Origin of the sequence: Amycolatopsis regifaucium, assembly GCF_001613935.1 — a bacterium.
In the GTDB taxonomy this organism is placed as follows: domain Bacteria; phylum Actinomycetota; class Actinomycetes; order Mycobacteriales; family Pseudonocardiaceae; genus Amycolatopsis; species Amycolatopsis regifaucium.
The window spans coordinates 148,883-171,199 of the sequence record NZ_LQCI01000012.1 but is presented as its reverse complement, the minus strand read 5'-3'; the positions used below and the strand labels follow the sequence as shown (position 1 = coordinate 171,199).

Sequence of the window (22,317 nt, the reverse complement as noted above, 5' to 3'; positions counted from 1 at the left end):
CTAAACGCGGGTCGTCACTTGGTGATGGCCTTCTCGGCCTTCTTCGCCAGCTTCTCGGCGTGTTTCTCCGTCTTGGAGGCGGCCCGCTTGGCGCGCCAGCCGAGCGACGGCTTGCCCGCGGTGTCGGCGGCGGCCAGCAGCAGCCCTCCGGCGAGGCCGGCGTTCTTGATGAACTGGATCTGCTGCTGCTGACGCTCAGCGGGCTCCTGGATTTCCCAGAACCGGTGCGTGGCGAGCGTCGTCGGGACCAGACTGCCGAGCAGGAGCAGCGAGGCCAGCCGCGGCGCCCTGCCGGTGGCGAGCGCGAGTCCCGCGCCGACCTTCACCGCCGCGTCGATCCGGACCAGGGTGGCGGGGTCGCGCGGCACCGATTCCGGCAGCACGCCTTCCAGCTTGTCGAAGGACTCGGTGAAGAACGGCTCCGCGGCCTTCGCGTGGCCCTGGGTGTCCTTCAGCGCGCCGATCCCGCCGGAGATGAAGATCGCGGCGAGGAGCGGACGTGCGACGCGGCGGAGAATCACGGTCGTAGCCTTTCTGATCCGGACCCGGGACAGCAAACCTATCCCCAGTCTTCCCGTCCGCCAGGCCGCCGAACCGCCCTAACGGAGTATCCGTGAATATTTCTCTGACGCTAGAAAGCCCTAGATTTCGTTAGCGAACCCGATACGCCTTCGGCAGCTTGAACCCGCGGTCCGCCGCGACCTCCCGTAGCCGGTCCGGGTAGTCGGTGATGATGCCGTCCACGCCGTCGTCGATGAGCTTGTGCATCGTGGCCGGGTCGTCGATCGTCCAGGGCACGACCTTGATCCCCGCCCGGTGCGCCTCCGCGACCAGCGCCTTCGTGGTGAACGGCCGGTAGTCCGGGTCACCGACCTTGCCGCCCTGCGGATTGCCGTGCACCGGCGAGAGCGCGCTCGCGCCGAACGACTTCACCGCGCGGACGGGGCTGCCCCCGAAGTCGTCGATGTCGAGGCCGCCCAGCCACGGCGATTTGCCCGGCTGCCCGGCCTGAAGGAATTCCGGCTGGGTCAGCGCGACCACCGGAAGCCACGGCGCGACCTCGCGCAGCCGCATCAGCGTTCCCCAGTCGAAGCTCTGGACGGTGACGTTGTGCGCGAAACCCGAGCGCAGGATCTCGCGCACCGCCCGCTGGACGAACTGCTCACGCGGCGCCGTCTCGTGCGGGGCGGCGGCCTCGACCTTCGTCTCGATGTTGAACTTGATCCCCCAGGCGTGATGGTCACGCGCCAGCTGGAACAGCTCGGCGAGCGTCGGCATCCTGGCGCCGGGGGACAGCGTCTGGCCGGGGTGGGCAGGCTGGCGGATCGATCCGCAGTCCAACGTGCGGACCTGCGCGAACGTCAGATCCTTCACGTACTTCCCGACGTACGGATACGCCGGATCGCCCAGTGTCGCCGGGGCGGTGTCGCGGCATTTCGACGGCGTCGTCTTGCGGTCGTGAGTGATCACCTCGCGACCGTCCTTGGTGATCTGGAGGTCGAGTTCGAGGGTGGTCACCCCCAGTTCCATTCCCTTGCCGAACGACGCGAGCGTGCTCTCGACCGTGAGGCCGAGCCCGCCGCGGTGGGCCTGGATGTCGAAGGTGCGGCGGGGGTGCGCGTCGGCGACCCCGGCCGTGGTCAGGGTGAGCGCGGTGGCCATGACCAGCGCAAAGGTCTTCATGGCGGAACCATGACACAGCCGGGTGAACTTCGATTGACTTTGACGCAACGTCAACCTCTACCGTCGTGGACATGCCGAACGAGCAGGAGTGGTCGATCCAGGACATCGCCCGCTCGGCCGGGACCACGAGCCGCACGCTGCGCCACTACGGCGACATCGGGCTGCTCGAACCGAGCCGAGTGGGGAACAACGGATACCGCTACTACGACCAGCACGCGCTGGTGCGGCTGCAACGGATCCTGCTGCTTCGCGAGCTGGGGCTGAGCTTGCCCGCGATCGCCGAAGTGCTCGAAGGGGAGCAGGACACGGCAGCGGCGCTGCGCACCCACCTGAAGTGGCTGGAGCAGGAGCGACAGCGACTCGGACGGCAGATCGAATCGGTCAGGACGACCTTGAGGAAGACGGAGAGAGGTGAGCAACTGATGGCAACGGAAGTGTTCGACGGCTTCGACCACACGAAGCACGAGAAGGAGGTCACCGAACGCTGGGGCGCCGACGCCTACAAGCAGGGTGACCGGTGGTGGAAGTCGCTGAGCGCCGAGGACAAGAAGGCGCATCAGCAGGAGCAGAAGGACATCGCGGCCGCGTTCGGCGAGGCCCACGCCAAGGGGCTGCCGGTCGACGGCGACGAGGCCCAGGCGATCACGCGGCGGCTGTACGAATGGCTCCGGCCGGCCGTGCGGACGGTGTCGAAGGGCTACTTCGCCGGTCTCGGGCAGCTTTACGTCGACGACCCGCGCTACGGGCAGTACGACGAGAAGTACGGCACGGGCACCGCGGAGTACATCCGCGACGCGATGGCGGTTTACGCCGAGCGCAACCTGCGTGAGTAAGGACGAGGGACGGGGCTGCAGACCCGTCCGCTCGGAGCCACCAGGACGCTATGAAGGACGCTTTCATCGCAAAATTTGCGATGAAAGGCCCCTTCATCTCACGCCGGTCGGAGTAACCCGCGCGACACGCCTATCCCTCTATGGCGGAATATCGGCTCCACGCTAGAAACGCCGATAGCGTGGGAGAGTGGATCCCATCCGCAACCCCTTCGCCCCGGGCGCCGGTCAACGGCCGCCCGAGCTGGCCGGTCGTATGCGTGAGCTCCAGGCCTTCGAGGTCGTTCTCGAACGGGTGGCGCGCGGGAGACCGGAACGCAGCCTGATGCTCACCGGCCTGCGCGGCGTGGGGAAGACCGTGCTGCTGGGCGAACTGCGCTCGAAGGCCATCAAGCACGGCTGGGGCGCGGGCAAGATCGAAGCCCGCCCCGACACCGAACTCCGGCGGCCGCTTTCGGCCGCGTTGCACCGCGCTATCCGCGACCTCGCCGTGCGCCACCGCGCGCCGGACCGGGTCGAGCAGGTGCTGGGGGTGCTCAAGGCGTTCGCGCTGCGCGTCAACAAACCGGACGCGAAACTCCGTGACCGCTGGCAACCCGGCATCGACGTGCCCGCCGCACAAGGGCGCGCCGATTCCGGCGACATCGAGATCGACCTGGTCGAACTGTTCACCGAGGTCGCGGAACTGGCCGCCGACGTCGGCACCGGCGTCGCGCTGCTGATCGACGAGATCCAGGATCTGCTCCCCGAGGACGTCTCCGCGCTCTGCGCCGCCTGCCATGAGCTCTCACAGTCCGGGGCCCCGCTGGTCGTGGTCGGCGCGGGACTGCCGCACGTACCCGCCGTCCTTTCGGCGTCGAAGTCGTACTCGGAACGCCTCTTCCGCTACGCGCGCATCGACAGGCTCGAACGCGAAGACGCCGACCTCGCGGTGATGGCACCCATCGAACGCGAAGACGCGGGGATCGAGCCGGAGGCTTTGGACGCGCTGTTCGACGCGTCCGGTGGCTATCCGTACTTCATCCAGGCGTACGGCAAGGCCGCCTGGGACGCGGCCCCGGCCGATCCGATCACCGTGAAGGACGTCCAGGTCGCCGCGCCGGAAGCCGAATCGGAACTCGCTGTCGGCTTCTTCGGTTCCCGCTACGAGCGCGCGACACCCGCCGAACGCGAGTACCTGCTCGCGATGGCCGAGCTGACCCAAGGCCGGGACGAGGCCGCCGGGACCGCCGATGTGGCCGTCTACCTGGGGCGGAAACCGTCTTCGCTGTCTCCCGCGCGCGACAGCCTGATGAAGAAGGGGCTCGTGTACTCCGCCGAGCGCGGGCACATCGCCTTCACCGTCCCGCACTTCGGCCACTACCTGCTCGGCCGGGACTAATCCTCTCGGACCTTCTCTAGCTTTGGAGTTATAAAGCGGTAGAAAGCTCTACCGTCGGCTTCATCGCGCCCTCTTACGCCGTATGGCATGGACGCTAGAGAACGCCAGCGTTACCAAGAAGTGACCGGCGACACCAAATCTCTCCGGATTTTCCTTCCCGTTGCCGATGATTCATCGGCAAGTGTGCCAAGTCACCGGATAATCGTTGGCGTTCTTGTGAAAAAAGGCGCATACTAGGTGCACAGCCACTAAGACACAAGACCCTCAAGGGGATGACTTAAACCGATGAACAACATCGCCGCCAAGCTCCGTGCCCGTCGCGCCGAGGCTCGCACTCGCCGGGCCCTGAACCGGGCGATCGACACCGCGGCCACCGCGACCGTTCGTCAGGAGCTCATCGCTATCTCGCAGGCGCGTCACACACACATGCGCTGATTCGACGAAGCACCATGTGAGTGTCGCCCATTCGAGTGACCTACGACACATAGTGCGTGGGCTGTAACGCCGCGGAAAGCAGCGTCGATACCCACTACGACCCCGTGATGCTGGCGGACCCCCGACCTGGCAGCATCACGGGGTTTCCATATGTCCGGATCCTTTTCCTCGTGAACTTCTTTCCGTCACCGCATTGCCGCTAATCTTTGACCCAGTCAACGAATCTGTTGAGGTGGTCAAATGACCGGATCCGCGGCCCGCGTGGCGACCGTCCGGGCGTTCAACCGGTTGTACACCGGCGTGATCGGAGTCCTGGACGAAGGACCGGCCGACGCCGAGTACTCCCTGAGTGAAGCCAGGGTTCTCTTCGAACTCGCGCAGCAGGATTCGACTCAGGTCACCGATCTGCGCAAACGCCTCGATCTCGACGCGGGGTACGCGAGCAGGCTGCTCGGCAGGCTCGAAGGACGCGGCCTCCTCACTCGCGAACGCAGCGACGAGGACGCCCGTCGCCAGGTCATCAAGCTGACTGAGGACGGCCGGAAAGCCTTCGCCGTCCTCGACGCGCGCTCGGTGGACCGGATCGGTTCGCTGCTCGGCCGCTTCGGCGACGACGAGCAGGAGCGGCTGCTCGGCGCGATGGGCGCGATCACCTCGCTGGTCGGCGAACGCCGATCGAATCCCACGTTGGTCCTGCGCCCGCCCCGGCCCGGCGACTTCGGCTGGGTCGTCCACCGCCACGGCGCCCTCTACTCCCGCGAGTACGGCTGGGACGAACGCTTCGAAGCACTCGTCGCCCGGGTCGTCGCGGACTACGTCGACCGTCGTGGCGACCCTCGCCAGGCCGGGTGGATCGCGGAACTCGACGGAGAGCGGGTCGGCAGCGTCTTCTGCATGCCTGCCGAAGACGGGCGCACCGCGAAGCTCCGGCTGTTGCTCCTCGAACCGGCCGCCCGCGGACGTGGTGTCGGGAAACGCCTGGTCGCCGAATGCGTCGAGTTCGCGAGGGCGTCCGGCTACGCGGCGATCGAACTCTGGACGGTGTCGTTGCTGGATTCGGCGAGGGCGATCTATCAGAAGGCCGGTTTCCGGCTCGCCGAGGAGGAGACGATCCCCGGCTTCGGCTACGAGCTGACCGGGCAGACGTGGCGGCTGGAGTTGTGAGCCGCCGTTGTCCCGGACGGTGTCGATTTGCGGCGGGCTCGTTCGTCTAGGGACCATCGATCCCAGGGAGGACACCATGCCCCAGTACATCGGATTCATCCGCGCGACCAAGGATGCGCACGACCACCTCGGCCCCGACGAGGCGCAACGCGTCCTCGAGAACTACCTGGCGTGGGCCGACGAGCGGACGAAGGAGGGGCGGTTCGTCGGCGGCGGCGGGCTGTCGAAGAGCGGTCGGGTGCTGCGCGGTTCCGGCGGCACGGTCGGCGCGACCGACGGGCCGCACACCGAAGCCACCGAGATCGTCGGCGGCTACCAGGTCATCGAGGCCGACGACTTCGATCAGGCGGAGAAGATCTTCGCGACGCACCCGCACCTGCGGTTCGGGCCGATCGAGGTGCGCAAGGTCGGCGAACGCGGTTGTGAGGACTGACCGATGCCGAAGTTCGTCGGTCTGATGACCTTCCCGCGGCACGTCGAGTCCACGGGTGAACCCGCGGAGAACGGCATCGACCGGTACTTCGCGTGGCAGGAGGAACTGCGGGCGTCGGGCAGGCTGATCGCGGCCGCCGGGCTCGATCCGGAATCGCGGGTGGTGCGCGCCGGGACGATCACCGACGGGCCGTTCACCGAGGCGAGCGAGATCATCGCCGGGTATCTCGTGGTCGAGGCCAATGACCTCGACGAAGCGGCGAAGCTGTTCGAGACGCATCCGATCGCGGTGGACGGCGTCGGGATGTTCGTGGTCAGCGAGGTCACTCTCGATCTCGACACCCCGCGCGAAGAACACTTGAGCCGCTTTGGGTTGTCATGAGCCGCCCGGCCGGCGTGGTGGAGCATCTGTTCCGGCACAGCGCCGGGCGGATCGTCGCCACGCTGGCCAGGGCGCTCGGCTCCGAGCGGCTCGACCTCGCCGAGGAAGCCGTCGCGGACGCGCTGGAGCAGGCGTTGCGCAGCTGGCCGCAGTGCGGGGTGCCGGACAATCCGCAGGGCTGGCTGTTCCGGGCCGCGTGGAACCGGGCGATGGACGTCGTCCGGCGGGAGCGGACGTTGCGAGCGCTCCTGCCGCACCTGGTGGAACTCGACGGCTACGACGTCGACCGGCGTACGGACGACGAACTCGTGCTGATGCTGCTGTGCTGCCATCCCGCGCTGCCGACGGTCTCGCAGGTGGCGCTCACGCTGAAGACCGTCGGCGGGCTCGGAGTGAACGAGATCGCGGCGGCTCTGCTGACGAAACCCGCGACGGTCGCGCAACGGCTGGTGCGCGCGAAGAGGTGGCTGCGGCAATCCGGGAAGCCGCTCACCCTGCCGGGGCCGGACGCACTGGAGTCCAGAGTGGACAGTGTGCTGGCGGTGCTGTACCTGCTGTTCAACGAAGGCTACGACGCGACGACCGGTGAGGTCGCGGTGCGCGGGGAGCTGTGCGGTGAGGCGATCCGGCTGGGGCGGCTGCTGCTGGCCGAGCCGAAGACGGATCTGCCCAGGGTGCGGGCGCTGGTCTCGCTGATGCTGCTGCAGGCGAGCAGGCTGCCCGCGCGGGTCGACCGGGACGGCGATCTGCTGCTGCTCGACGAGCAGGACCGCGACCGCTGGGACCACCCGATGATCGCCGAGGGGACGCGGCTGTTCGGGCTGGCGTGCACCGGTCCGGAGACGTCGGCGTACCACGTCGAGGCGGCTATCGCGGTGTGCCACAGCACCGCTTCACCGCCCGATTGGCGCCGGATCGTCGGGCTGTACGACGACCTGCTGGCGCTGCGACCGTCGCCGGTGGCGCGGCTGAACCGGGCGATTGCACTGTCCATGGTGGACGGTGCCTTCGCCGGGATCGCCGAACTCGAAGCCCTCGAGGCGGACCTGCCGGATTACACCCTGCTGCCCGCCGTCCTCGGCGCACTGTGGCTGCGCGCCGGCGACCCGGCGCGCGCGGCCGGCCACTACCGGCGGGCGCTGGCGCTGCCGTGCTCGGAGCCGCAACGCCGTTTCCTCACCCGGCGCCTGGCGGGCTGCACCCCCTGACCCGTCAGGTAGGTCAGGCGCCCTCGACGCCCGTTCGGGGCGCGCTGGCCCGTCGAGGGGTCGATGGTTCCGTGAAGGCCTCCTTGACGGACTCTGAATACCTCAAGGACGCCTTCACAGACTTGAGAAACGGGTCCCAGCGAAGCGCGGAACCCATCCCCCACCCGTCCCAGGGGGGCGCGCCCCGCTCCAGCGTATCGGGAGGGGGTGTCGGAGAGCGGGATCGTGGGGGATCGGGGGCCGAGTTGTCCACAACGGCGGTGGGGTGTGGACAACCGGGAGAGCGTGCGGATCGGTGCCACACATCGCCGTAGGTTCGCACTCGCCGCGGCGGTCTTCGGGGTGTCGCTCGCGTTCCGGTCGGCCGACCACGCCGTCTGCGGGAACTTCCCCGCCGGGACGCACTTCGTCTGGCATCTGCTGAACGGTCTCGTGCTCTGCCTGACGGCGGACGCGGCCATGAGAAAGGCCGCGTCCCGGCAGGACGCGGCCCATTCCCAGAGCGGGAGCTAGTGGACGCCGATCTCGCGGAGATCTTTGTCGTGCTCGTCGGCGTGGTAGTCCTCGGGCTCGGTGGAGTCCGTGCCGTTGAAGACCTTCAGCTGCCGCGCGATCACCGTGAAGATCACCGCGACCAGCAGATTCGCCACCAGCGCCACAAATCCGACGTAGATCTGCAGCTGTGAGCCGCCGAACGGGTGCCAGCCGAAGATCGACAGGTTGCCCATCGACAGCGCCGAGCCGCCGAAGTGCGCCTTGCCCGTCGCCGCGTTCGGGATGCCGTACAGCATGATCAGGCCCCAGCCGATGCCGACGACCCAGCCGGCGATCAGGCCCCAGCGGTGGAACCACCGCGTGTAGAGCGAGATCGCCACCGCGGGCAGCGTCTGCAGGATCAGCACCCCGCCGATGAGCTGCAGGTCGATCGAGAACTGCGGGTCGATGAACAGGATGAACGCGACCGCGCCGAACTTCACGATCAGCGAAGCGAGCTTGGCCTGCTTCGCTTCCTGGCCCGGCGTCGCGTTCTTCTTGATGTACTCCTTGTAGATGTTGCGGGTCCACAGGTTGGCCGCCGCGATCGACATGATCGCCGCGGGCACCAGCGCGCCGATGCCGATCGCGGCGAACGCGATCCCGGCGAACCACGACGAGAACTGCGAGTCGAACAGCACCGGGACGACGGTGTTCGTGTCGGGTTTGCCGGTGGCGTTGTTGGTGATCGGTGAGACCGAGGCGCTGATCGCCACGTAACCGAGCAGCGCCAGCAGGCCGAGGACCAGCGAGTACGCCGGAAGCGCGACCATGTTCCGCTTGATCACGCTACGGCCTCGCGAGGCGAGCACGCTGGTGAGCGAGTGCGGGTACAGGAACAGCGCGAGCGCGGAACCGAGCGCCAGCGTGGCGTACTGCAGCTGGTTGTTGGCGGTGAGCAGGATGCCGTCCGCCGGGTTCTGCGTCTTGTCGAACTTCGCGTCCGCCGCGTCGAAGATCGCCGACCAGCCGCCGAGCTTCGAGGGCAGGTAGATGATCGCCACGATGATCACGAGGTAGATCAGGATGTCCTTGACGAACGCGATCAGCGCGGGCGCGCGCAGGCCGGACTGGTAGGTGTAGACCGCCAGGATGATGAAGGCGACCAGCAGGGGCAGGTGCCCGACGATGCCGGAGCCGTTGATCCCCATGGTCCGCAGCACGGCTTCGAGGCCGACGAGCTGCAGCGCGATGTACGGCATCGTCGCGATGATCCCGGTGATCGCGATCAGCAGTGCCAGCGTCGGCGAACCGAACCGGCCGCGGACGAAGTCGGCGGGTGTGACGTAGCCGCGAACGCGGGAGACCGACCACATGCGCAGCGCCGGCATCAGCACGATCGGATAGACGATGATCGTGTACGGCAGTGCGAACATGCCCATGGCGCCGGCGCTGAACATCAGCGCGGGGACGGCTACGAAGGTATAGGCCGTGTAGAGGTCACCGCCGAGCAGGAACCAGGTGATCCACGAACCGAACTTGCGGCCGCCGAGGCCCCATTCGTCGAGGTGGTCGAGGGTGTTGCCGGCCTTCCAGCGCGACGCGACGAAGCCGAGGACGGTGACCACCGCGAAGAGAATCGCGAAGATGATCAGCTCGGGCCACTGGATGTTCGTCACTTGAGGTCCCCCTCGTCGAGCTCGTCCACGGACAGCCGGTCGGGACGCTCACTGGTCGGCTTGTCCTTGGTCATCACGAAGACAATCCAGGTGCACAGGACGCCCACGGCCACGAACACGAATTGGAACCAGTAGAAGAACGGCATCCCGAACAGCCGAGGGCCGTCCGAATTGAACAACGACGTGATCAGCACCAGCAACGGGATGATCAGCAGGAGGTTCCAGGGGCTGAACTGAAAGCCCCGCACCTTCCCGTCTGCCTTACCTGACGCCATCGGACCTCACCTAACACTCCCGTAACCCCGGATGGTCCCGATGACCCTAGAACCTCTCCCCCACTTGGGTCACGCGCGTCCGATATCGATTTGATCAGCACCGTCGTCCCGACGAAGGGCGGTTGCCGCCCGCATCCCTGAGCGGATATCAATAGCCCGCAGTGGCGAACAGGAACTTCGCACGCAAGACCAAAGGGGCATCGGATGAAGAAACTCCGCTATGCGGTGGTGATCCCGGCTGTCGCCGGCACCATGCTGGCCGGGTTCACTCCTGCTTTCGCAGGACCGGAGGCGGCCACGCAGCAGCCTCTGAACTCCACCAACATTCCGGCGAAGTACGCGGGCCAGAAGCTGGACTGGCACAAGTGCACGGCCAATGAGCTGCCGTCGGCGCCGCCTCCGGGTGCCGAGAACATCGAGTGCGCCACCTACCTCGCGCCGCGCAACTGGTACAAGCCCGGCGAGAACATCGACCTCACGATCGCCGTCAGCCGGCTCGCCGCGACCAGCGGCAAGGCGACGGCCAGCGTCGTCACGAACCCGGGTGGCCCCGGTGCTCCGGGCCGTAACTTCCCGGCCCGTCTGCGTAACCAGACAAAGCTGCGCGCGAACCAGGAGATCATCGGTCTCGACCCGCGCGGCACCGGCAAGAGCACCAACATCACCTGCGGCAACGCGATCGGCACCGGCTCCGACCTCGACCCGCGCGACCGCAGCCGGGCGAACCTCAACCTGATCCTGGACGCCACCAAGTACGCGGCGGACTCGTGCCAGGTGAAGTCCGGCGAGCTGGGCCCGCTCATCAACACCGCGCAGACCATCCGCGACATCGACCTGCTGCGTGTCCTGCTGGGCCGCGACAAGATCAACTGGGTCGGCTACTCGGCGGGCACCTGGATGGGCGCGCACTACGCGCAGCAGTTCCCCACCCGGACCGGCAAGTTCCTGCTCGACTCGTCGACCGAGTTCACCACCACCTGGCAGAACTCCTTCGACGGGCAGCCGCTCGGCTTCGAGCGCCGCTGGCGCCAGGACTTCCTGCCGTGGATCGGCAAGTACGACAAGGTCTACGGCTTCGGCAAGACCGGCGAAGCCGCACGCCAGACCTACGAGAAGGTCCGCTTCGCGCTGACGCAGAACCCGGTCGAGGTGGATGGCGTCCCGGTTTCGGCCAACGCCCTCGACTCGACCATCGCGGGGTACCTCTACTCGAAGCGGAACTTCCCGGCGCTGGCCGACTACCTGGTCAACCTGAAGACGCTGACCGAGGGCACCTCGACCCAGCAGCAGAAGGCCACGGCCGCGCAGAAGGTCAAGGCGGAGACGGTGGACGGTGACGGCGTCATCGGCCCGCAGCCGCTGTTCGTCCCGACCGACGGCGACTCCTACAACGCCAGCTTCTGGACCATCCCCTGCAACGAGGGCCCGTGGTACGGCAACCGGAACAGCGTGATCCGGCAGTCGCAGAAGCTGATCGACAAGGACCTGCCGCTGCTCGGCGCGGGCTGGCTGATCCAGCCGTGCATCTTCTGGAAGAACAAGCCGGTCGACCTGCCGAAGCTCGACGGTGCCGGCGTCCCGCCGGTGTTGATCGTCCAGTCGGTGCACGACCCGGCGACCCCGATCGAGGGCGCGACCCGGGCGCACCGCGGCTTCGCCAACTCGCGGATGATCACGGTGACCGGTGAGGGTGACCACGGCATCTACGCCGGCGGCAACGCGGGTGTGGACAAGCTCGTGGAGGACTTCCTCGTCGACGGCAAGGTGCCGAACGACCAGAGCGTTCCCGGACTCCCACTTCCGGTGCCCGCGGGCGCCTGAAACCCCTAGGGATTGTGGCCCCGTCGAGTTTCGGCTCGGCGGGGCCCTTTCTTCGGCCGGTCCACAGACCTGTGCACAGAGTTATCCACAGGTTGGGGGTAACTCCGGCCAGCGGCGGTATTACTATTGGACGCATGGTGCGAGTGCCGTTGACGGACGAAGAGCGCGAACGCGGCGAGCGGCTGGGGCTGACGCTCCGGGACGCCCGCGCGTCGGCGTCGCGGAGCATGGTCGAGGTCGCCGCGGAGGCCGGGATCTCAGTGGAGACACTCCGGAAGATCGAGACCGGCCGGATCCCGACACCCGCCTTCTTCACGGTGACGGCGATCGCCGACGCCGTCGGAATGCCGCTGGACGTCCTCCGGGCGACGGTGGACGGAGCCTCTGAAGTCGCCGAAGCGAGTTAGGGGCGCAAGGTGGCCAGGGTGTGTGCCCGGTCGTTCAGGTAGAGAAAGCCGTCGATCGGCAGCTCGAAGCTGTTCAACAGGCTCTCCAAGGTGGCGAATTCGTCCACCCCGAGCCGCAGGTCCTCGTTCATCGCGTGCGCGATGAGGACGTCGGCCAGCTCCTCCCACTCACCCGACCAGTGCAAGGTCCGGTAGAACGCCAGGACGTCCGGCGCGACGCGGTCGGCGATCTGGTCGAGCAGGCTTTCGCCGAAGAAGCTGATGCGGCCCGCGGCGAGGTCGGCGACGGTCGGATTCGCCGGATCGGCCGCGGTATCGGGATTGCGGACCACGCCGGGGCCCGCGACCGGATAGCCCGTCTTGACGTTCCCGTTGTCCTCGACCAGCACGATCAGGTGCACGCCGTACCGCTCGCCCGCGCAGCGCCAGCGGCCGTTGTGCTGTCTGCGCCGAGGTTCGCTCGGATCGTTCGCGACGTCCTTGATCACCGCGATGATCTGCTCGTCGGTCCAGCCCGCGGGGAATTCGCTGGTCGCCCGCCGTCCCTTTCCCGGTGCGTGCCCGCCGCCCACTCGTGCTCCCTTCGTCGCCCCGAGGGTAACTCGCGTTCGGAGTATTCGAAGGGTCCGAACGCGGGAACGGGTGAGGTCAGGTGACGACGGAGAGCACTATCGAGCCGGCGATCAGCAAATCGGCGCCTCGCAGGGCCTGCAGTCCGGCGGCCCCGCCGCTGACGTCGTAGTTCATCGGCGGACGCGTCGCCGTCCTCAGCGCGGCGGCGACGGCGAGCGGGATCGCGAGCCACCCCGGCCACACCGGCGTCACCCCGAGGGTCAGCGTCACCAGGCCGAGCGACCCTCCCCAACCGAGGCCGAGTACAGCGATCACCAGGCCGTTGACCAGCCGCAACTCCCAGTCGGACGCACCGAGCCAGCGCCTGCGGCCGGGGTTGCGCCACAGGTCACCGAGCCCGCCGGCGAACGGCACGAGCGCCGCGTACGCGCCGAGCGCGAACAGCGGCGCCACCGGGACGGCTGGGAACGCCAGGTGCCCGACGCCGGTCAGGCACGCGATCACCACACTGGCCGCCGCGTAACGCAGACGGCCGAGCACCCCGGCCCACGCGAGCCGCAGTGCCGTCGGCCGCCGCAGCGAAAGCCACGGCACCGGCCTCGCTTCCGGGATCAGCAGCATGGGATCCATGAAGACCGCGGCCATCGCCCGCAGCAGCCGCGCGTTCCAGCCGTCGACGAGTTCCTGGCGCCCGACCCCGGACACCGGCTCGCCGCCGAAAGCCATCGCGACCGCGACGAGAAACAGCGCACCGGCGAGCGCTTCGACCGCGATCGGGCCCACTCCGGCGGCGGCCACCGCCAGCCCGGCCAGCGCGAGCACGACCGGGCCCGCCGTTTCCCCGCGGATCGCCGTCCGCCGTGCGGTGACCCCGGCCAGGATCGCCCCGGAAGCGGTCAACGCCGACATCGCGATCCAGACGTCCTTCGATCCGCCGCCGATCGCGGTGACCAGCGCCCCGGTGTAGCCGACCACCACGACCAGGCCCAGCCACAACGTCCACATCCGCTTCACGACGAGGCGGCGCCTGTCGACGCCGGCGAAGTCCATCCACGTCAGCGCCGCCGGTTCGGCCCAGACGAAACCACGGCGCAGCAGGCTTCGCCAGAAGATCGCGCACAGCACGATCAGGAGGCCGAACACCGCGGCAAAGTCCACAACGGACTGTCCAAAGAGGAAATGACGCAGCTTGGGCAGGTTCTGGAACGCGGTGAACAACGCACCGAACCCGAACAGTGCCAGGAAGGTCTGGTAGTCCCCGTTGAGCACTCCACCGAAGCGCTGCCGGCCCGGAACCCGCGTGGGGGCCTTGGTGCTCACCACAACTCGAGGGTGGAATCGGCCGCTTCGAGCAGCGGGGGATGGTGCGTGGCCACGACCACCGCCGCCCCCGCGCCGGTCGAACGCGCGATCAGCGAGGTCAGCCATTCCTTCCCGGCGACGTCGAGCGCTCGCTCGGGCTCGTCGAGCAGCAGTACGTCGTGCGGCCGTGCCGTCGCGCCGAGGAGCAGCAGGCGGCGGCGCTGCCCGGCGGAGAACTTGCCGGCGGTGACCTTCGCCCGCTCGGAAAGCCCCGCGTCCGCCAGCAGCTCGCCGAAATCGCCGAGATCGGCGCCGAACGAGCCCTCCAGCAGTTCGAGATGCTGGAGCGGAGACAGTTCGGCGAAGAAATCCGAGTCGTCGAACAGCACGGAAACCTTGCGACGGAAGGAAAGATCACGTTCATCGGGTTTTCCGCCCGCGACGACCACCCGACCCCGCTGCGGGGTCTGCGTTCCGTACAGGCAGCGCAGCAGGGTCGATTTCCCGACCCCGTTCGGCCCGACGATCACCGCGCATTCGCCCGCCTCGACCTCGAAATCGAGGCCGTCGAACAACCACTGCTCCCCGGCCTGGACACCGAGCCCGCGTACGTCGATCATCGGTCGCGCAACACCTCGATCACCCGCGCGAACGACTCCATGTTGTGCTCCAGCACGGTGAAGTAGGTGAAGCCGAAGCGTTCGCGATGAGCCAGGATCTGTTCGGCGATCTGCTCCGGCGTACCGATCAACGCCGTCGGCACTTCGGCGAGCTGCTCGACGGTCAACGATCCCTTCAGCGAATGGCGGACCTGCTCCAACCCGGTCTGCCGGTCTTCGACGACACCGATGAAATGCGAAAGGATGTTCAATTCGACTTCGCGGCCGTTCAGCTTTTCACGGACGAAATTCACCCGTTCTTCGATTTCCGCGGCATCCGCGGCGACGAGCGCGCCGCCGTCGGGAACCGCGGCCGTGCCGGTGAACCCGATGATGTCGGCGTGTTCGGCGGCAAGCGTGAGCAACCTGTCTCCACGCCCGGCGATCATCAACGGCGGGCCCGGTTTCTGCACGGTTTCCGGTTTGTGCGCTTCGTCCGCGTAGAGCCGTTTCAGCTCTTTGATGGTGTGTTCCAGGTGATCGACCCGCTTGCCCGCGCTGGGGAATTCCATCCCCGCCGCTTCGAACTCGGCCTTCACGTACCCCGCGCCGAGCCCGAGTTCCAGCCTGCCTTCGGTGAACTGATCCGTGCCCGTGACGTCGCGGGCGAGCAGCACCGGGTTGTAGAAGGCGGTGTTGATGACGAAGGTGTTGAGCCGCACCCGCTCGGTCACCTCGGCGGCGAGCACCAGCGCGGGAAAGGGCGGCGCCATGCCCAGATGATCGGCGGCACCGATGACGTCGAAACCGAGTTCCTCGGCCTTCCGACATTTCCCGACCCAGGCCGCGCGGCTCTCCGGGACGATCATGTTGACCCCGAATTTGAACATACGGCCACGTTACCCAGGCGGAAAGAAGAAGGCCTCATCCTCAGGAACGACCATGAGGATGAGGCCTTCTCCGGTGTTCTGGATCAGCCGAGACGCTGCTTCAGCCCGTCCAGTTCGTCACGCAACGACGACGGGACCTTGTCGCCGATCTTCTCGAACCACTCCTCGATGAGGGGCAGCTCCTGGCGCCACTCGTCGGCGGAGACGTCGAGCGCGGCCTGGATGTCGGCCAGCGGCTCCTTGAGGCCCTCGGTGTCGAGGTCCTCGGCGTTCGGCACGAAGCCGACCGGGGTCTCGATCGCGTTGCCCTTGCCTTCGACGCGGTCGATGACCCACTTCAGGATCCGCGAGTTCTCGCCGAAGCCCGGCCACAGGAAGCGGCCGTCGTCGCCACGACGGAACCAGTTGACGTAGAAGATCTTCGGCAGCTTGTTCGCGTCGGCGTTCTTGCCGAGGTCCAGCCAGTGCTTGAAGTAGTCACCGGCGTGGTAGCCGAGGAACGGCAGCATGGCCATCGGGTCGCGGCGCACGTTGCCGACCGCGCCGGCGGCGGCCGCGGTGGTCTCCGACGACATGGTGGCGCCCATGAACACGCCGTGCTGCCAGTCGCGGGCCTCGTTCACCAGGGGGACCGTGGTCTTGCGGCGGCCACCGAACAGGATCGCCGAGATCGGCACGCCCTTCGGGTCGTCCCACTCGGGCGCGAGGATCGGGCACTGCGACATCGGCGTGCAGTAGCGCGAGTTCGGGTGCGCGGCCTTCTCGTCCGACTCCGGCGTCCAGTCCTGCTTCTTCCAGGAGGTGGCGTGCGCGGGCTTCTCGCCCATGCCCTCCCACCAGACGTCGCCGTCGTCGGTGAGCGCCACGTTCGTGTAGACCGTGTTGCCCTTTTCGATGGTGCGCATCGCGTTGGGGTTGGTGTGCCAGTCGGTGCCCGGCGCGACGCCGAAGAACCCGAACTCGGGGTTCACCGCGTACAGGCGGCCGTCTTCACCGAACCGCATCCACGCGATGTCGTCACCGAGGGTCTCGGCGCGCCAGCCGGGGATGGTCGGCTGCAGCATGGCGAGGTTGGTCTTGCCGCAGGCGCTCGGGAACGCCGCCGCGACATAGTGGACCTTGTCCTCCGGCGAGATCAGCTTGAGGATCAGCATGTGCTCGGCCAGCCAGCCCTCGTCGCGGGCGATGACCGAGCCGATGCGCAGCGAGTAGCACTTCTTGCCGAGCAGCGAGTTGCCGCCGTAACCCGAGCCGTAGCTCCAGATCTCCCGGCTCTCCGGGAAGTGCGAGATGTACTTGGTGGTGTTGCACGGCCAGGAGACGTCCTTCTGGCCGGGCTCCAGCGGGGCGCCGACGGAGTGCAGCGCCGGGACGAACTCGCGTTCGGTGCCGTCCTCGGTGACGAACTTGTCCAGCGCGGCCTGACCGGCGCGGGTCATCACGCGCATGGAGGCGACGACGTAGGCGAAGTCGGTGATCTCGATGCCGAGCTTGGGGTCTTCGGCGCCGAGGGGACCCATGCAGAAGGGGATGACGTACATCGTGCGACCGCGCATGCACCCGCGGTACAGCTCGGTCATCGTGGCCTTCATCTCGGCCGGGTCCATCCAGTTGTTGGTGGGACCGGCGTCTTCTTCGTTCTCCGAACAGATGAAGGTGCGCTCTTCGACTCGGGCGACGTCATTCGGGTCGGAAGCGGCCCAGTACGAATTGGGCTTCGCGTCGAGCTGCACGAACGTGCCGGCGGCGACCAGTTCGGCGTTGATACGCGCGGCCTCTTCGTCGGACCCGTCGACCCACACCACTCGGTCCGGAGTGGTCAGCTCGGCGACCTCCCGGACCCAGGACAGGACGCCGGAGTGCGTCGTCGGCGCTTTATCCAGTCCAGGGATGGCGACTGCGGTCATCTCTACTCCTGACTTCCGACGGCAGAAGCCCACACCGGGAACGACGCTGTTCCGATGCGGGCTTCGATGCCGGCGACCGAATGGCTTCGCACACCGGCGGGAAGGCCGGTGTGCAGGTTTTGGGATTCCCCGAGAGTAGCCGGATGACCGGCAGGTAACCGAGAGCTGACCTGTCGGTTCTCTCACAAGAACGATAAGGGAATCGATTCAGTATCACCGGAATGGGCCATCCGCAAAAATTCTTCCGGTGATCGACAACACCACGGGCGGGCGAATCGGACATGAGAAAGCCCGGTACGAGATCTCGTACCGGACTGTTCTGTGACCAGGATTACACGAATCGACTCATCAAATGGACTGAACCACTCTGATATTGGTTTAGGCCATTTCAGGGTTTAGTTGGGACTGATCCACTGGCCGGTGGCGGAATCGATCTTCGCCACTCCTTCGAGTGTTTCGGTGCCCGCGCCACCCCAGGCCGCGTCGCCCGCCGGGTCGCCGACGGCGGCCGGAGTGCTCGCGAAAGCCGAGCCGATGTCCTCGTTGACCACTCCGCTGCTGGTCTCGGTCCACTGGCCGGGGCCGGTGTGCTCGTAGGTCTTCGAGTTGCCCGAAGCATCCGTCTCGACCGCGATGTCGGCCTTGCCGTCACCGTCCTTGTCGGTGAACGCGATCGTGCGGCCGTCCTCGGTCTGGATGACGGCGGTGTCGGGGGTGCCGTCACCGTCGGTGTCGATCGTGGGCGGGCCTACCTCGACGTCACCGTTGGGCATGTCGGCGTGCATGGTGCCGCTGGTACCCGCGTCGCTGCCGCTGTCGTCGCTGCCGCCCGCTTCGACCCAGGCTCCGGATGCCTCGTCGTAGACGGCTTCCTGGACGACCTTGCCGCTCTCGTCGAGCACCGCGTACTGGTCGGCGTCGCCGTCGCCGTCGGTGTCGACGAACGCCTGGCCGGTGCCGTCGTCGTGCTGGATGACGGCGGCGTCGTTCACGCCGTCCTTGTCGAGGTCGTAGTTGAGCTCGGCCTGGTACTCCTCGCCGTCAACGTGGACCGTGACGGCCTCCGTGGAGCCCGCCTCGGTGTCCGTGCCGCCGCTCTCGTCGACCCACATGGGATAACCCCCTCGTTGACCTGCCGGTGTGTCGAAGCTTATGACTCACCGTAGGCCCGTTCGGTTCCGGTCCACAACAGCGCCACCCGGCCGAGCGCCCGGACCAGCGCGTTTCGTCCTCTGGATGCGGTAGTTGCGCGCGCAAGTACCGCATTTAGAGGACGAAATGCAGTGGTCAGGCGTCGCGTAGTGACCGAATGCGACCGAGGAGTGCCTCGGCGCGGTCGCGGCCGTCGGAGACGTCCTTCAGGCGCTTCGCGACGACCGAGATCTTCTTCGCCCGTTCCTGCGCGCCCATCTTGATCGTCTTGTCGACTTCCTTCAGCTCCGCCTCGATCGCGTCGATGCGGCGGCCGAGGGCTTCGTCGAGCGCCATCGACAGCTGCTGTTCGGCCTCGATCAGCTGCTCCGCGACGAGCTGGTCCAACGTGGACCGAGCGTCGGCGATCGCCTCGACCAGCCACTGCTTCATGTGCTGCTTGTCGGACGCGTGTTTGCGGGTCCGCGCCATCCACCAGCCGGCGCCGAGGCCGATGATGATCGTGGCGGGCAGGATCACCGGGTTCAGGATCGCGACGCCCGCCAACGGCAGCGCGGCGACCTTTCCGGCGCCGAGACCGCCGGAAACCCCCATGAAGATGAGCAGTTTGTCCTCGGCCGTCGGCGGCTTCTTGTCCGGCGGGCGCAGCACGACCGGCGGGCCGCCCGCCCTGGCGAACTGGCCTCGGATGATGTCGAGTTCCTCGGCCGAGAACAGCTCCGAAAGCGCGACGTTCGTGACCTGGTTGAGCCGCTGGGAGAGCAGCATCGAGATCCGCTGCGACGTCGTCTGCAGCGCGATGTCCACCTGCTGCGGCAGCGCGGCGAGGGCGTCACGTTTCGCGCCGTCGATCTGCTGGCGGAAATGCGTCGACGCGTCGCGCATCTGCCTGCTGGTCTCGTGGCCGACCTCGACGCGGGTGCGCTGGATCTCCGCGCGCAGTTTCAGCTGCCAGCCACGGGTCGACGAGCGACGTTCGGTGGTGAGGTCGTCGCGGCGCCGGCGCAGCTGTTCCGCCTCGGCCTCACCGGCGGACAGCGCCCGGCTTTCCGCCTGCAGCTTCGCCTTGAGTTCGGCGAGCGCGCTCGACAACGCGCGCAGGGTGTTGGCCTCACCCAGCATCGCCGAGCGGCCGACCAGCATCTCCTGCAGCGCGCCCTGAAGCGCGGCGATCCCGGCCTTCTCCCGCAGCATCATGGCCATCTGCTCGTTCGGCGCCTTGGCCGCCGTCTCGAACATGCGCGCGGACACCGGGTGGAAGACCGCGTCGGCGAACCGGGGAGCGTGTTCGGCGAGCAGCCGCCGGTCGGCTTCGAGCACCTCGCGCCAGCCGCGGAACTGGTCGGTCTTGGTCAGCGCGAACAACACGGTCTCGACGCGCTCGCCCATGTCGTGCAGGAACTGCAGCTCCGGCGCGGTGAACGGGGAGGAGGCGTCCACGACGAACAGCAGCGCGGTGGCACCGGCCGCCGCCTCCTTCGCCAGCTCGCCGTGCAGCGAGTCGAGCCCGCCGACCCCTGGCGTGTCCACAATGGACACGCGTTCGAGCAGCGGTACCGGGCCGGAGACCTCGACGTAGCGCGGCGGGATCTGCCCTTCCGGTAGTTCGTGCGCGGCCGAGACCCAGTGGATCAGCTCGTTCAGGTTGATCGGCACCGGAGCCAGCTGCCCCGGATAACAGGCCTGCGCGGACCACTGCTGGGCGTGTTCGAAGACGAGATACGTCGCCGTGGCGACATCGGCGTCCACAGGGGACAGACCGGGCATGGAGAGGAGCGCGTTCACGAGCGAGCTCTTGCCGCGGTTGGTCTCGCCGACCACCACGACCGACGGCTTCTTCGGCCGCGCCTTCCGGATGTCCTCGACCCATTTCGCGGCCTGAGGATCGGCTTCACGGACGACGGTGAGCAGCTGCTCGCGCGTGCTCTTCACGACCGCCGGCAGGTTGGCCGCCGCGCTCGGAGCGGTCACTGGGCCTTCTTCGCGTAGACGATGACGATCGGCGCGCGCAGGACCCGGTCGTGATCGGCGAAGCCGACGACCTCGGTCTCCGCGACGAGCCCTTCCAGTGCCGGATCCTCCGTCGCGACCGCGCCACCGGCCTCGTGCACGGCGGGGTCGAACCGCTCGCCGTCCGGGCGCAGGGCACGGACGCCGATACCGGCGAGACCGTGTTCGAGCCGCTCGACGACGCCGCCACTACGGGCGCGGTCGAGGGCGTACAGGCAGAGCTGGATCAACGCCTGCCGGTCGGCGAGAGCCTGTTCGAGGTCGGCCGGACCTGTGGTCGTGGACTCCACATCGGTCTTCGACGCGGCTTCGACGGCCTCGGTTCCCTCGGCGGGCGAAGTCTCACCGTCGACTTCGGCGATGATCGCGGCGATACTCGCGGCCGGAATCTGACCGGTCGGCACATCGTCCGGATTCTCCACTTCGACCGCCTTCTTGCGCAGCCAGGCACCCACCCGCATCGACCCCCGTTACTGGCGTTCTCGAGCTGCCCGATCAGCTCGGAGAGATTTCACCAGTGTCGGCTACGGCCGCGCCCTCTGGGGGTGAAATCGGCAGAACGGGACGGAGGAATCTGGCGAGGATCAGCTTCAGCACCGCGATTTCCGCGGCCGGATCGAGATCGGGATCCAGGATCACCCGGGAAAGCGGCGCGTCGATCAACGCGGTGAGCCAGTCGGCGGCGACCTTCGGTTCGACGCCGGGATCGATTCGTCCCGCTTCGATCGCCCGCTCCACGAGGTCCAGGAGGCCGTCGCGCAGGAAGCGGTCGTTTCCCTGGATCAACCTGGCCAGTTCGGCGTCGCGGGCGCACTGCGCGGCGACCTCGAGGACGAGCTTGGCCGCGACGGGGTGCAGGAGCTGCTCGGAGACGTGCACCATGACGTGGAGGATCGCCTCCCAGTGATCCTCGAGCTCCCTCGCGGCGGCGAGCAGGGCCGTGGTCTCGTCGGCGTCCTGCTCGAAGATGCCGACGAAGACCGCGCGCTTGTTCGGGAAGTAGTGGAACAGGCTGCCGGTGCTGATCCCGGCGGCGCGGCAGATCTCCGCCGTCGTGGTCTTCTCGAAACCCTTCATCGCGAAGCAGCCCGCGGCGGCGTCGAGGATCGCGCGGCGCTTCGCCTCGTGCTTGACCGGGTCGACCGTCCTCATTTCACCGCCGGCGGCTCGTCTTGCCAGGGATAGCCGTACTCGCGGAACGCAGTGGCGACGGCTTGACGATCGACGTCGGCCTTCTCCCGAACCAGCTCTCGGCCGTCGGCGGCGAGCAGGACGAGTTCCTTGCCGTCGAGGAAAACGGCTTCGAGCTTGGCCTCAAAGGCACGGCTGCGGCCTTTCGTGGTCAGCGTGATCCGCGTCGGCGTCACCTTGACGATGAGCCGCTCGTGCGCCCAGACCGCGGCGAACAGCAGGCCGAGGACCAGGCCCGCGCCGATCCCGGCGACCACGCCCCACGGGTGAGGGATGTCCGAGACGAGCTGGAACGGGCCTTTGAAGGGAACCCAGCTCAGTGAGACCACCCAGTCCGCGATCGACTGGAGGAACCAGCCGATGGCGGCGCCCGCCAGCGGGCAGCCGAGCCAGGAGGCCGTGCGCAGCCACTGGGGCTCGTCGACGATCGTTTCCATGGGCTTCATTATTAGACCGAGCGCTCGGTTTATCAAACCGGGCCGCGTTTCGTCCTCTGAATGCGGTGGTTGCGCGTGCATGTAC

General features: G+C 67.6%; 24 protein-coding genes. 10 read left to right on the top strand and 14 right to left on the bottom strand.

Annotated features, from left to right (window positions below):
* Positions 1-14: 14 nt before the first annotated feature.
* Both AVL48_RS15250 and AVL48_RS15245 read right to left on the bottom strand, forming a co-directional pair.
* Positions 15-521 (bottom strand): DoxX family membrane protein, encoded by a 507-nt coding sequence (locus AVL48_RS15250; RefSeq protein WP_061981751.1) that lies wholly within the window; start codon positions 519-521, stop codon positions 15-17.
* Positions 522-651: 130 nt separating this feature from the next.
* Complete coding sequence (locus AVL48_RS15245) at positions 652-1,683, bottom strand: glycerophosphodiester phosphodiesterase family protein (protein ID WP_061981750.1); 1,032 nt, start codon at positions 1,681-1,683, stop codon at positions 652-654.
* A gap of 71 nt (positions 1,684-1,754) precedes the next feature.
* Between AVL48_RS15245 and AVL48_RS15240 the strand changes: the two genes are divergently transcribed.
* The 8 genes from AVL48_RS15240 to AVL48_RS15210 all read left to right on the top strand — a co-directional run bounded on the left by AVL48_RS15240 (position 1,755) and on the right by AVL48_RS15210 (position 8,028).
* Positions 1,755-2,516, top strand: a complete 762-nt coding sequence (locus tag AVL48_RS15240; protein WP_061981986.1) for a MerR family transcriptional regulator — start codon at positions 1,755-1,757, stop codon at positions 2,514-2,516.
* Positions 2,517-2,703: 187 nt separating this feature from the next.
* A complete protein-coding gene (locus AVL48_RS15235; RefSeq protein WP_061981749.1) occupies positions 2,704-3,894 on the top strand; it encodes an ATP-binding protein in 1,191 nt (396 codons plus the stop codon).
* Between the two features lie 285 nt (positions 3,895-4,179).
* Positions 4,180-4,329: a hypothetical protein gene (locus AVL48_RS39545; protein WP_007032374.1), complete on the top strand. Its 150-nt coding sequence runs from the start codon at positions 4,180-4,182 to the stop codon at positions 4,327-4,329.
* Between the two features lie 240 nt (positions 4,330-4,569).
* Entirely contained in the window at positions 4,570-5,493 is a 924-nt protein-coding gene (locus AVL48_RS15230; RefSeq protein ID WP_061981748.1) for a bifunctional helix-turn-helix transcriptional regulator/GNAT family N-acetyltransferase, read from the top strand.
* 76 nt (positions 5,494-5,569) lie between these two features.
* Positions 5,570-5,926: a YciI family protein gene (locus AVL48_RS15225; protein ID WP_061981747.1), complete on the top strand. Its 357-nt coding sequence runs from the start codon at positions 5,570-5,572 to the stop codon at positions 5,924-5,926.
* A gap of 3 nt (positions 5,927-5,929) precedes the next feature.
* Positions 5,930-6,307, top strand: a complete 378-nt coding sequence (locus tag AVL48_RS15220; RefSeq protein WP_061981746.1) for a YciI family protein — start codon at positions 5,930-5,932, stop codon at positions 6,305-6,307.
* The gene (locus tag AVL48_RS15215; RefSeq protein ID WP_061981745.1) at positions 6,304-7,515 is read left to right on the top strand and encodes an RNA polymerase sigma factor; all 1,212 of its coding nucleotides are present in this window, start codon (positions 6,304-6,306) and stop codon (positions 7,513-7,515) included. Before AVL48_RS15220 ends, AVL48_RS15215 begins: the two co-directional genes overlap by 4 nt.
* 267 nt (positions 7,516-7,782) lie before the next feature.
* Positions 7,783-8,028 (top strand): hypothetical protein, encoded by a 246-nt coding sequence (locus tag AVL48_RS15210; RefSeq protein WP_061981744.1) that lies wholly within the window; start codon positions 7,783-7,785, stop codon positions 8,026-8,028.
* On the opposite strand, the gene mctP is transcribed toward AVL48_RS15210, so the two are convergent.
* On the bottom strand, positions 8,025-9,668 hold the full coding sequence (gene mctP / locus AVL48_RS15205; RefSeq protein ID WP_061981743.1) for a monocarboxylate uptake permease MctP: 1,644 nt from the start codon (positions 9,666-9,668) through the stop codon (positions 8,025-8,027). The genes AVL48_RS15210 and mctP overlap by 4 nt on opposite strands.
* Entirely contained in the window at positions 9,665-9,943 is a 279-nt protein-coding gene (locus tag AVL48_RS15200; protein WP_061981742.1) for a DUF3311 domain-containing protein, read from the bottom strand. Before AVL48_RS15200 ends, mctP begins: the two co-directional genes overlap by 4 nt.
* A gap of 204 nt (positions 9,944-10,147) precedes the next feature.
* Between AVL48_RS15200 and AVL48_RS15195 the strand changes: the two genes are divergently transcribed.
* Together AVL48_RS15195 and AVL48_RS15190 are read left to right on the top strand one after the other, a co-directional pair.
* Positions 10,148-11,764 carry an alpha/beta hydrolase gene (locus tag AVL48_RS15195; protein ID WP_061981741.1) on the top strand — a complete coding sequence of 539 codons (1,617 nt, stop codon included), beginning with the start codon at positions 10,148-10,150 and terminating at the stop codon, positions 11,762-11,764.
* Between the two features lie 134 nt (positions 11,765-11,898).
* Positions 11,899-12,171 carry a helix-turn-helix domain-containing protein gene (locus tag AVL48_RS15190; protein WP_061981740.1) on the top strand — a complete coding sequence of 91 codons (273 nt, stop codon included), beginning with the start codon at positions 11,899-11,901 and terminating at the stop codon, positions 12,169-12,171.
* Here AVL48_RS15190 and AVL48_RS15185 read toward each other — a convergent pair.
* From AVL48_RS15185 to AVL48_RS15140, 10 genes are all read right to left on the bottom strand, one after another.
* Positions 12,168-12,743 (bottom strand): EndoU domain-containing protein, encoded by a 576-nt coding sequence (locus AVL48_RS15185; protein ID WP_061981739.1) that lies wholly within the window; start codon positions 12,741-12,743, stop codon positions 12,168-12,170. The genes AVL48_RS15190 and AVL48_RS15185 overlap by 4 nt on opposite strands.
* A gap of 76 nt (positions 12,744-12,819) precedes the next feature.
* Complete coding sequence (locus tag AVL48_RS15180) at positions 12,820-14,067, bottom strand: DUF6297 family protein (RefSeq protein ID WP_061981738.1); 1,248 nt, start codon at positions 14,065-14,067, stop codon at positions 12,820-12,822.
* Positions 14,061-14,666, bottom strand: a complete 606-nt coding sequence (locus AVL48_RS15175; protein ID WP_061981737.1) for an ABC transporter ATP-binding protein — start codon at positions 14,664-14,666, stop codon at positions 14,061-14,063. Before AVL48_RS15175 ends, AVL48_RS15180 begins: the two co-directional genes overlap by 7 nt.
* Positions 14,663-15,535 carry an LLM class F420-dependent oxidoreductase gene (locus AVL48_RS15170; protein ID WP_074038277.1) on the bottom strand — a complete coding sequence of 291 codons (873 nt, stop codon included), beginning with the start codon at positions 15,533-15,535 and terminating at the stop codon, positions 14,663-14,665. The genes AVL48_RS15175 and AVL48_RS15170 overlap by 4 nt, the downstream gene beginning before the upstream one ends.
* Positions 15,536-15,618: 83 nt before the next feature.
* Positions 15,619-17,442: a phosphoenolpyruvate carboxykinase (GTP) gene (locus AVL48_RS15165; protein WP_061981736.1), complete on the bottom strand. Its 1,824-nt coding sequence runs from the start codon at positions 17,440-17,442 to the stop codon at positions 15,619-15,621.
* Positions 17,443-17,837: 395 nt separating this feature from the next.
* Entirely contained in the window at positions 17,838-18,554 is a 717-nt protein-coding gene (locus AVL48_RS15160; RefSeq protein WP_061981735.1) for a DUF6802 family protein, read from the bottom strand.
* Positions 18,555-18,729: 175 nt separating this feature from the next.
* The gene (locus AVL48_RS15155) at positions 18,730-20,565 is read right to left on the bottom strand and encodes a dynamin family protein (protein ID WP_061981734.1); all 1,836 of its coding nucleotides are present in this window, start codon (positions 20,563-20,565) and stop codon (positions 18,730-18,732) included.
* Positions 20,562-21,065 (bottom strand): nucleotide exchange factor GrpE, encoded by a 504-nt coding sequence (gene grpE, locus AVL48_RS15150; RefSeq protein WP_177242326.1) that lies wholly within the window; start codon positions 21,063-21,065, stop codon positions 20,562-20,564. Before grpE ends, AVL48_RS15155 begins: the two co-directional genes overlap by 4 nt.
* Before the next feature lie 34 nt (positions 21,066-21,099).
* Positions 21,100-21,756, bottom strand: a complete 657-nt coding sequence (locus AVL48_RS15145) for a TetR/AcrR family transcriptional regulator (RefSeq protein WP_061981733.1) — start codon at positions 21,754-21,756, stop codon at positions 21,100-21,102.
* Positions 21,753-22,232 (bottom strand): YqeB family protein, encoded by a 480-nt coding sequence (locus AVL48_RS15140; protein WP_061981732.1) that lies wholly within the window; start codon positions 22,230-22,232, stop codon positions 21,753-21,755. Before AVL48_RS15140 ends, AVL48_RS15145 begins: the two co-directional genes overlap by 4 nt.
* Positions 22,233-22,317: the final 85 nt, after the last annotated feature.

What these genes read in the sequence shown, in the direction of transcription:
- AVL48_RS15245 (WP_061981750.1), bottom strand. Translation starts at nt 1,683, where the DNA reads ATGAAGACCTTTGCGCTGGTCATGGCCACCGCGCTCACCCTGACCACG.
- AVL48_RS15240 (WP_061981986.1), top strand. Translation starts at nt 1,755, where the DNA reads ATGCCGAACGAGCAGGAGTGGTCGATCCAGGACATCGCCCGCTCGGCC.
- AVL48_RS39545 (WP_007032374.1), top strand. Translation starts at nt 4,180, where the DNA reads ATGAACAACATCGCCGCCAAGCTCCGTGCCCGTCGCGCCGAGGCTCGC.
- AVL48_RS15230 (WP_061981748.1), top strand. Translation starts at nt 4,570, where the DNA reads ATGACCGGATCCGCGGCCCGCGTGGCGACCGTCCGGGCGTTCAACCGG.
- AVL48_RS15225 (WP_061981747.1), top strand. Translation starts at nt 5,570, where the DNA reads ATGCCCCAGTACATCGGATTCATCCGCGCGACCAAGGATGCGCACGAC.
- AVL48_RS15220 (WP_061981746.1), top strand. Translation starts at nt 5,930, where the DNA reads ATGCCGAAGTTCGTCGGTCTGATGACCTTCCCGCGGCACGTCGAGTCC.
- AVL48_RS15215 (WP_061981745.1), top strand. Translation starts at nt 6,304, where the DNA reads ATGAGCCGCCCGGCCGGCGTGGTGGAGCATCTGTTCCGGCACAGCGCC.
- AVL48_RS15200 (WP_061981742.1), bottom strand. Translation starts at nt 9,943, where the DNA reads ATGGCGTCAGGTAAGGCAGACGGGAAGGTGCGGGGCTTTCAGTTCAGC.
- AVL48_RS15195 (WP_061981741.1), top strand. Translation starts at nt 10,148, where the DNA reads ATGAAGAAACTCCGCTATGCGGTGGTGATCCCGGCTGTCGCCGGCACC.
- AVL48_RS15190 (WP_061981740.1), top strand. Translation starts at nt 11,899, where the DNA reads ATGGTGCGAGTGCCGTTGACGGACGAAGAGCGCGAACGCGGCGAGCGG.
- AVL48_RS15175 (WP_061981737.1), bottom strand. Translation starts at nt 14,666, where the DNA reads ATGATCGACGTACGCGGGCTCGGTGTCCAGGCCGGGGAGCAGTGGTTG.
- AVL48_RS15170 (WP_074038277.1), bottom strand. Translation starts at nt 15,535, where the DNA reads ATGTTCAAATTCGGGGTCAACATGATCGTCCCGGAGAGCCGCGCGGCC.
- AVL48_RS15165 (WP_061981736.1), bottom strand. Translation starts at nt 17,442, where the DNA reads ATGACCGCAGTCGCCATCCCTGGACTGGATAAAGCGCCGACGACGCAC.
- AVL48_RS15160 (WP_061981735.1), bottom strand. Translation starts at nt 18,554, where the DNA reads ATGTGGGTCGACGAGAGCGGCGGCACGGACACCGAGGCGGGCTCCACG.
- grpE (WP_177242326.1), bottom strand. Translation starts at nt 21,065, where the DNA reads ATGCGGGTGGGTGCCTGGCTGCGCAAGAAGGCGGTCGAAGTGGAGAAT.
- AVL48_RS15145 (WP_061981733.1), bottom strand. Translation starts at nt 21,756, where the DNA reads ATGAGGACGGTCGACCCGGTCAAGCACGAGGCGAAGCGCCGCGCGATC.
- AVL48_RS15140 (WP_061981732.1), bottom strand. Translation starts at nt 22,232, where the DNA reads ATGGAAACGATCGTCGACGAGCCCCAGTGGCTGCGCACGGCCTCCTGG.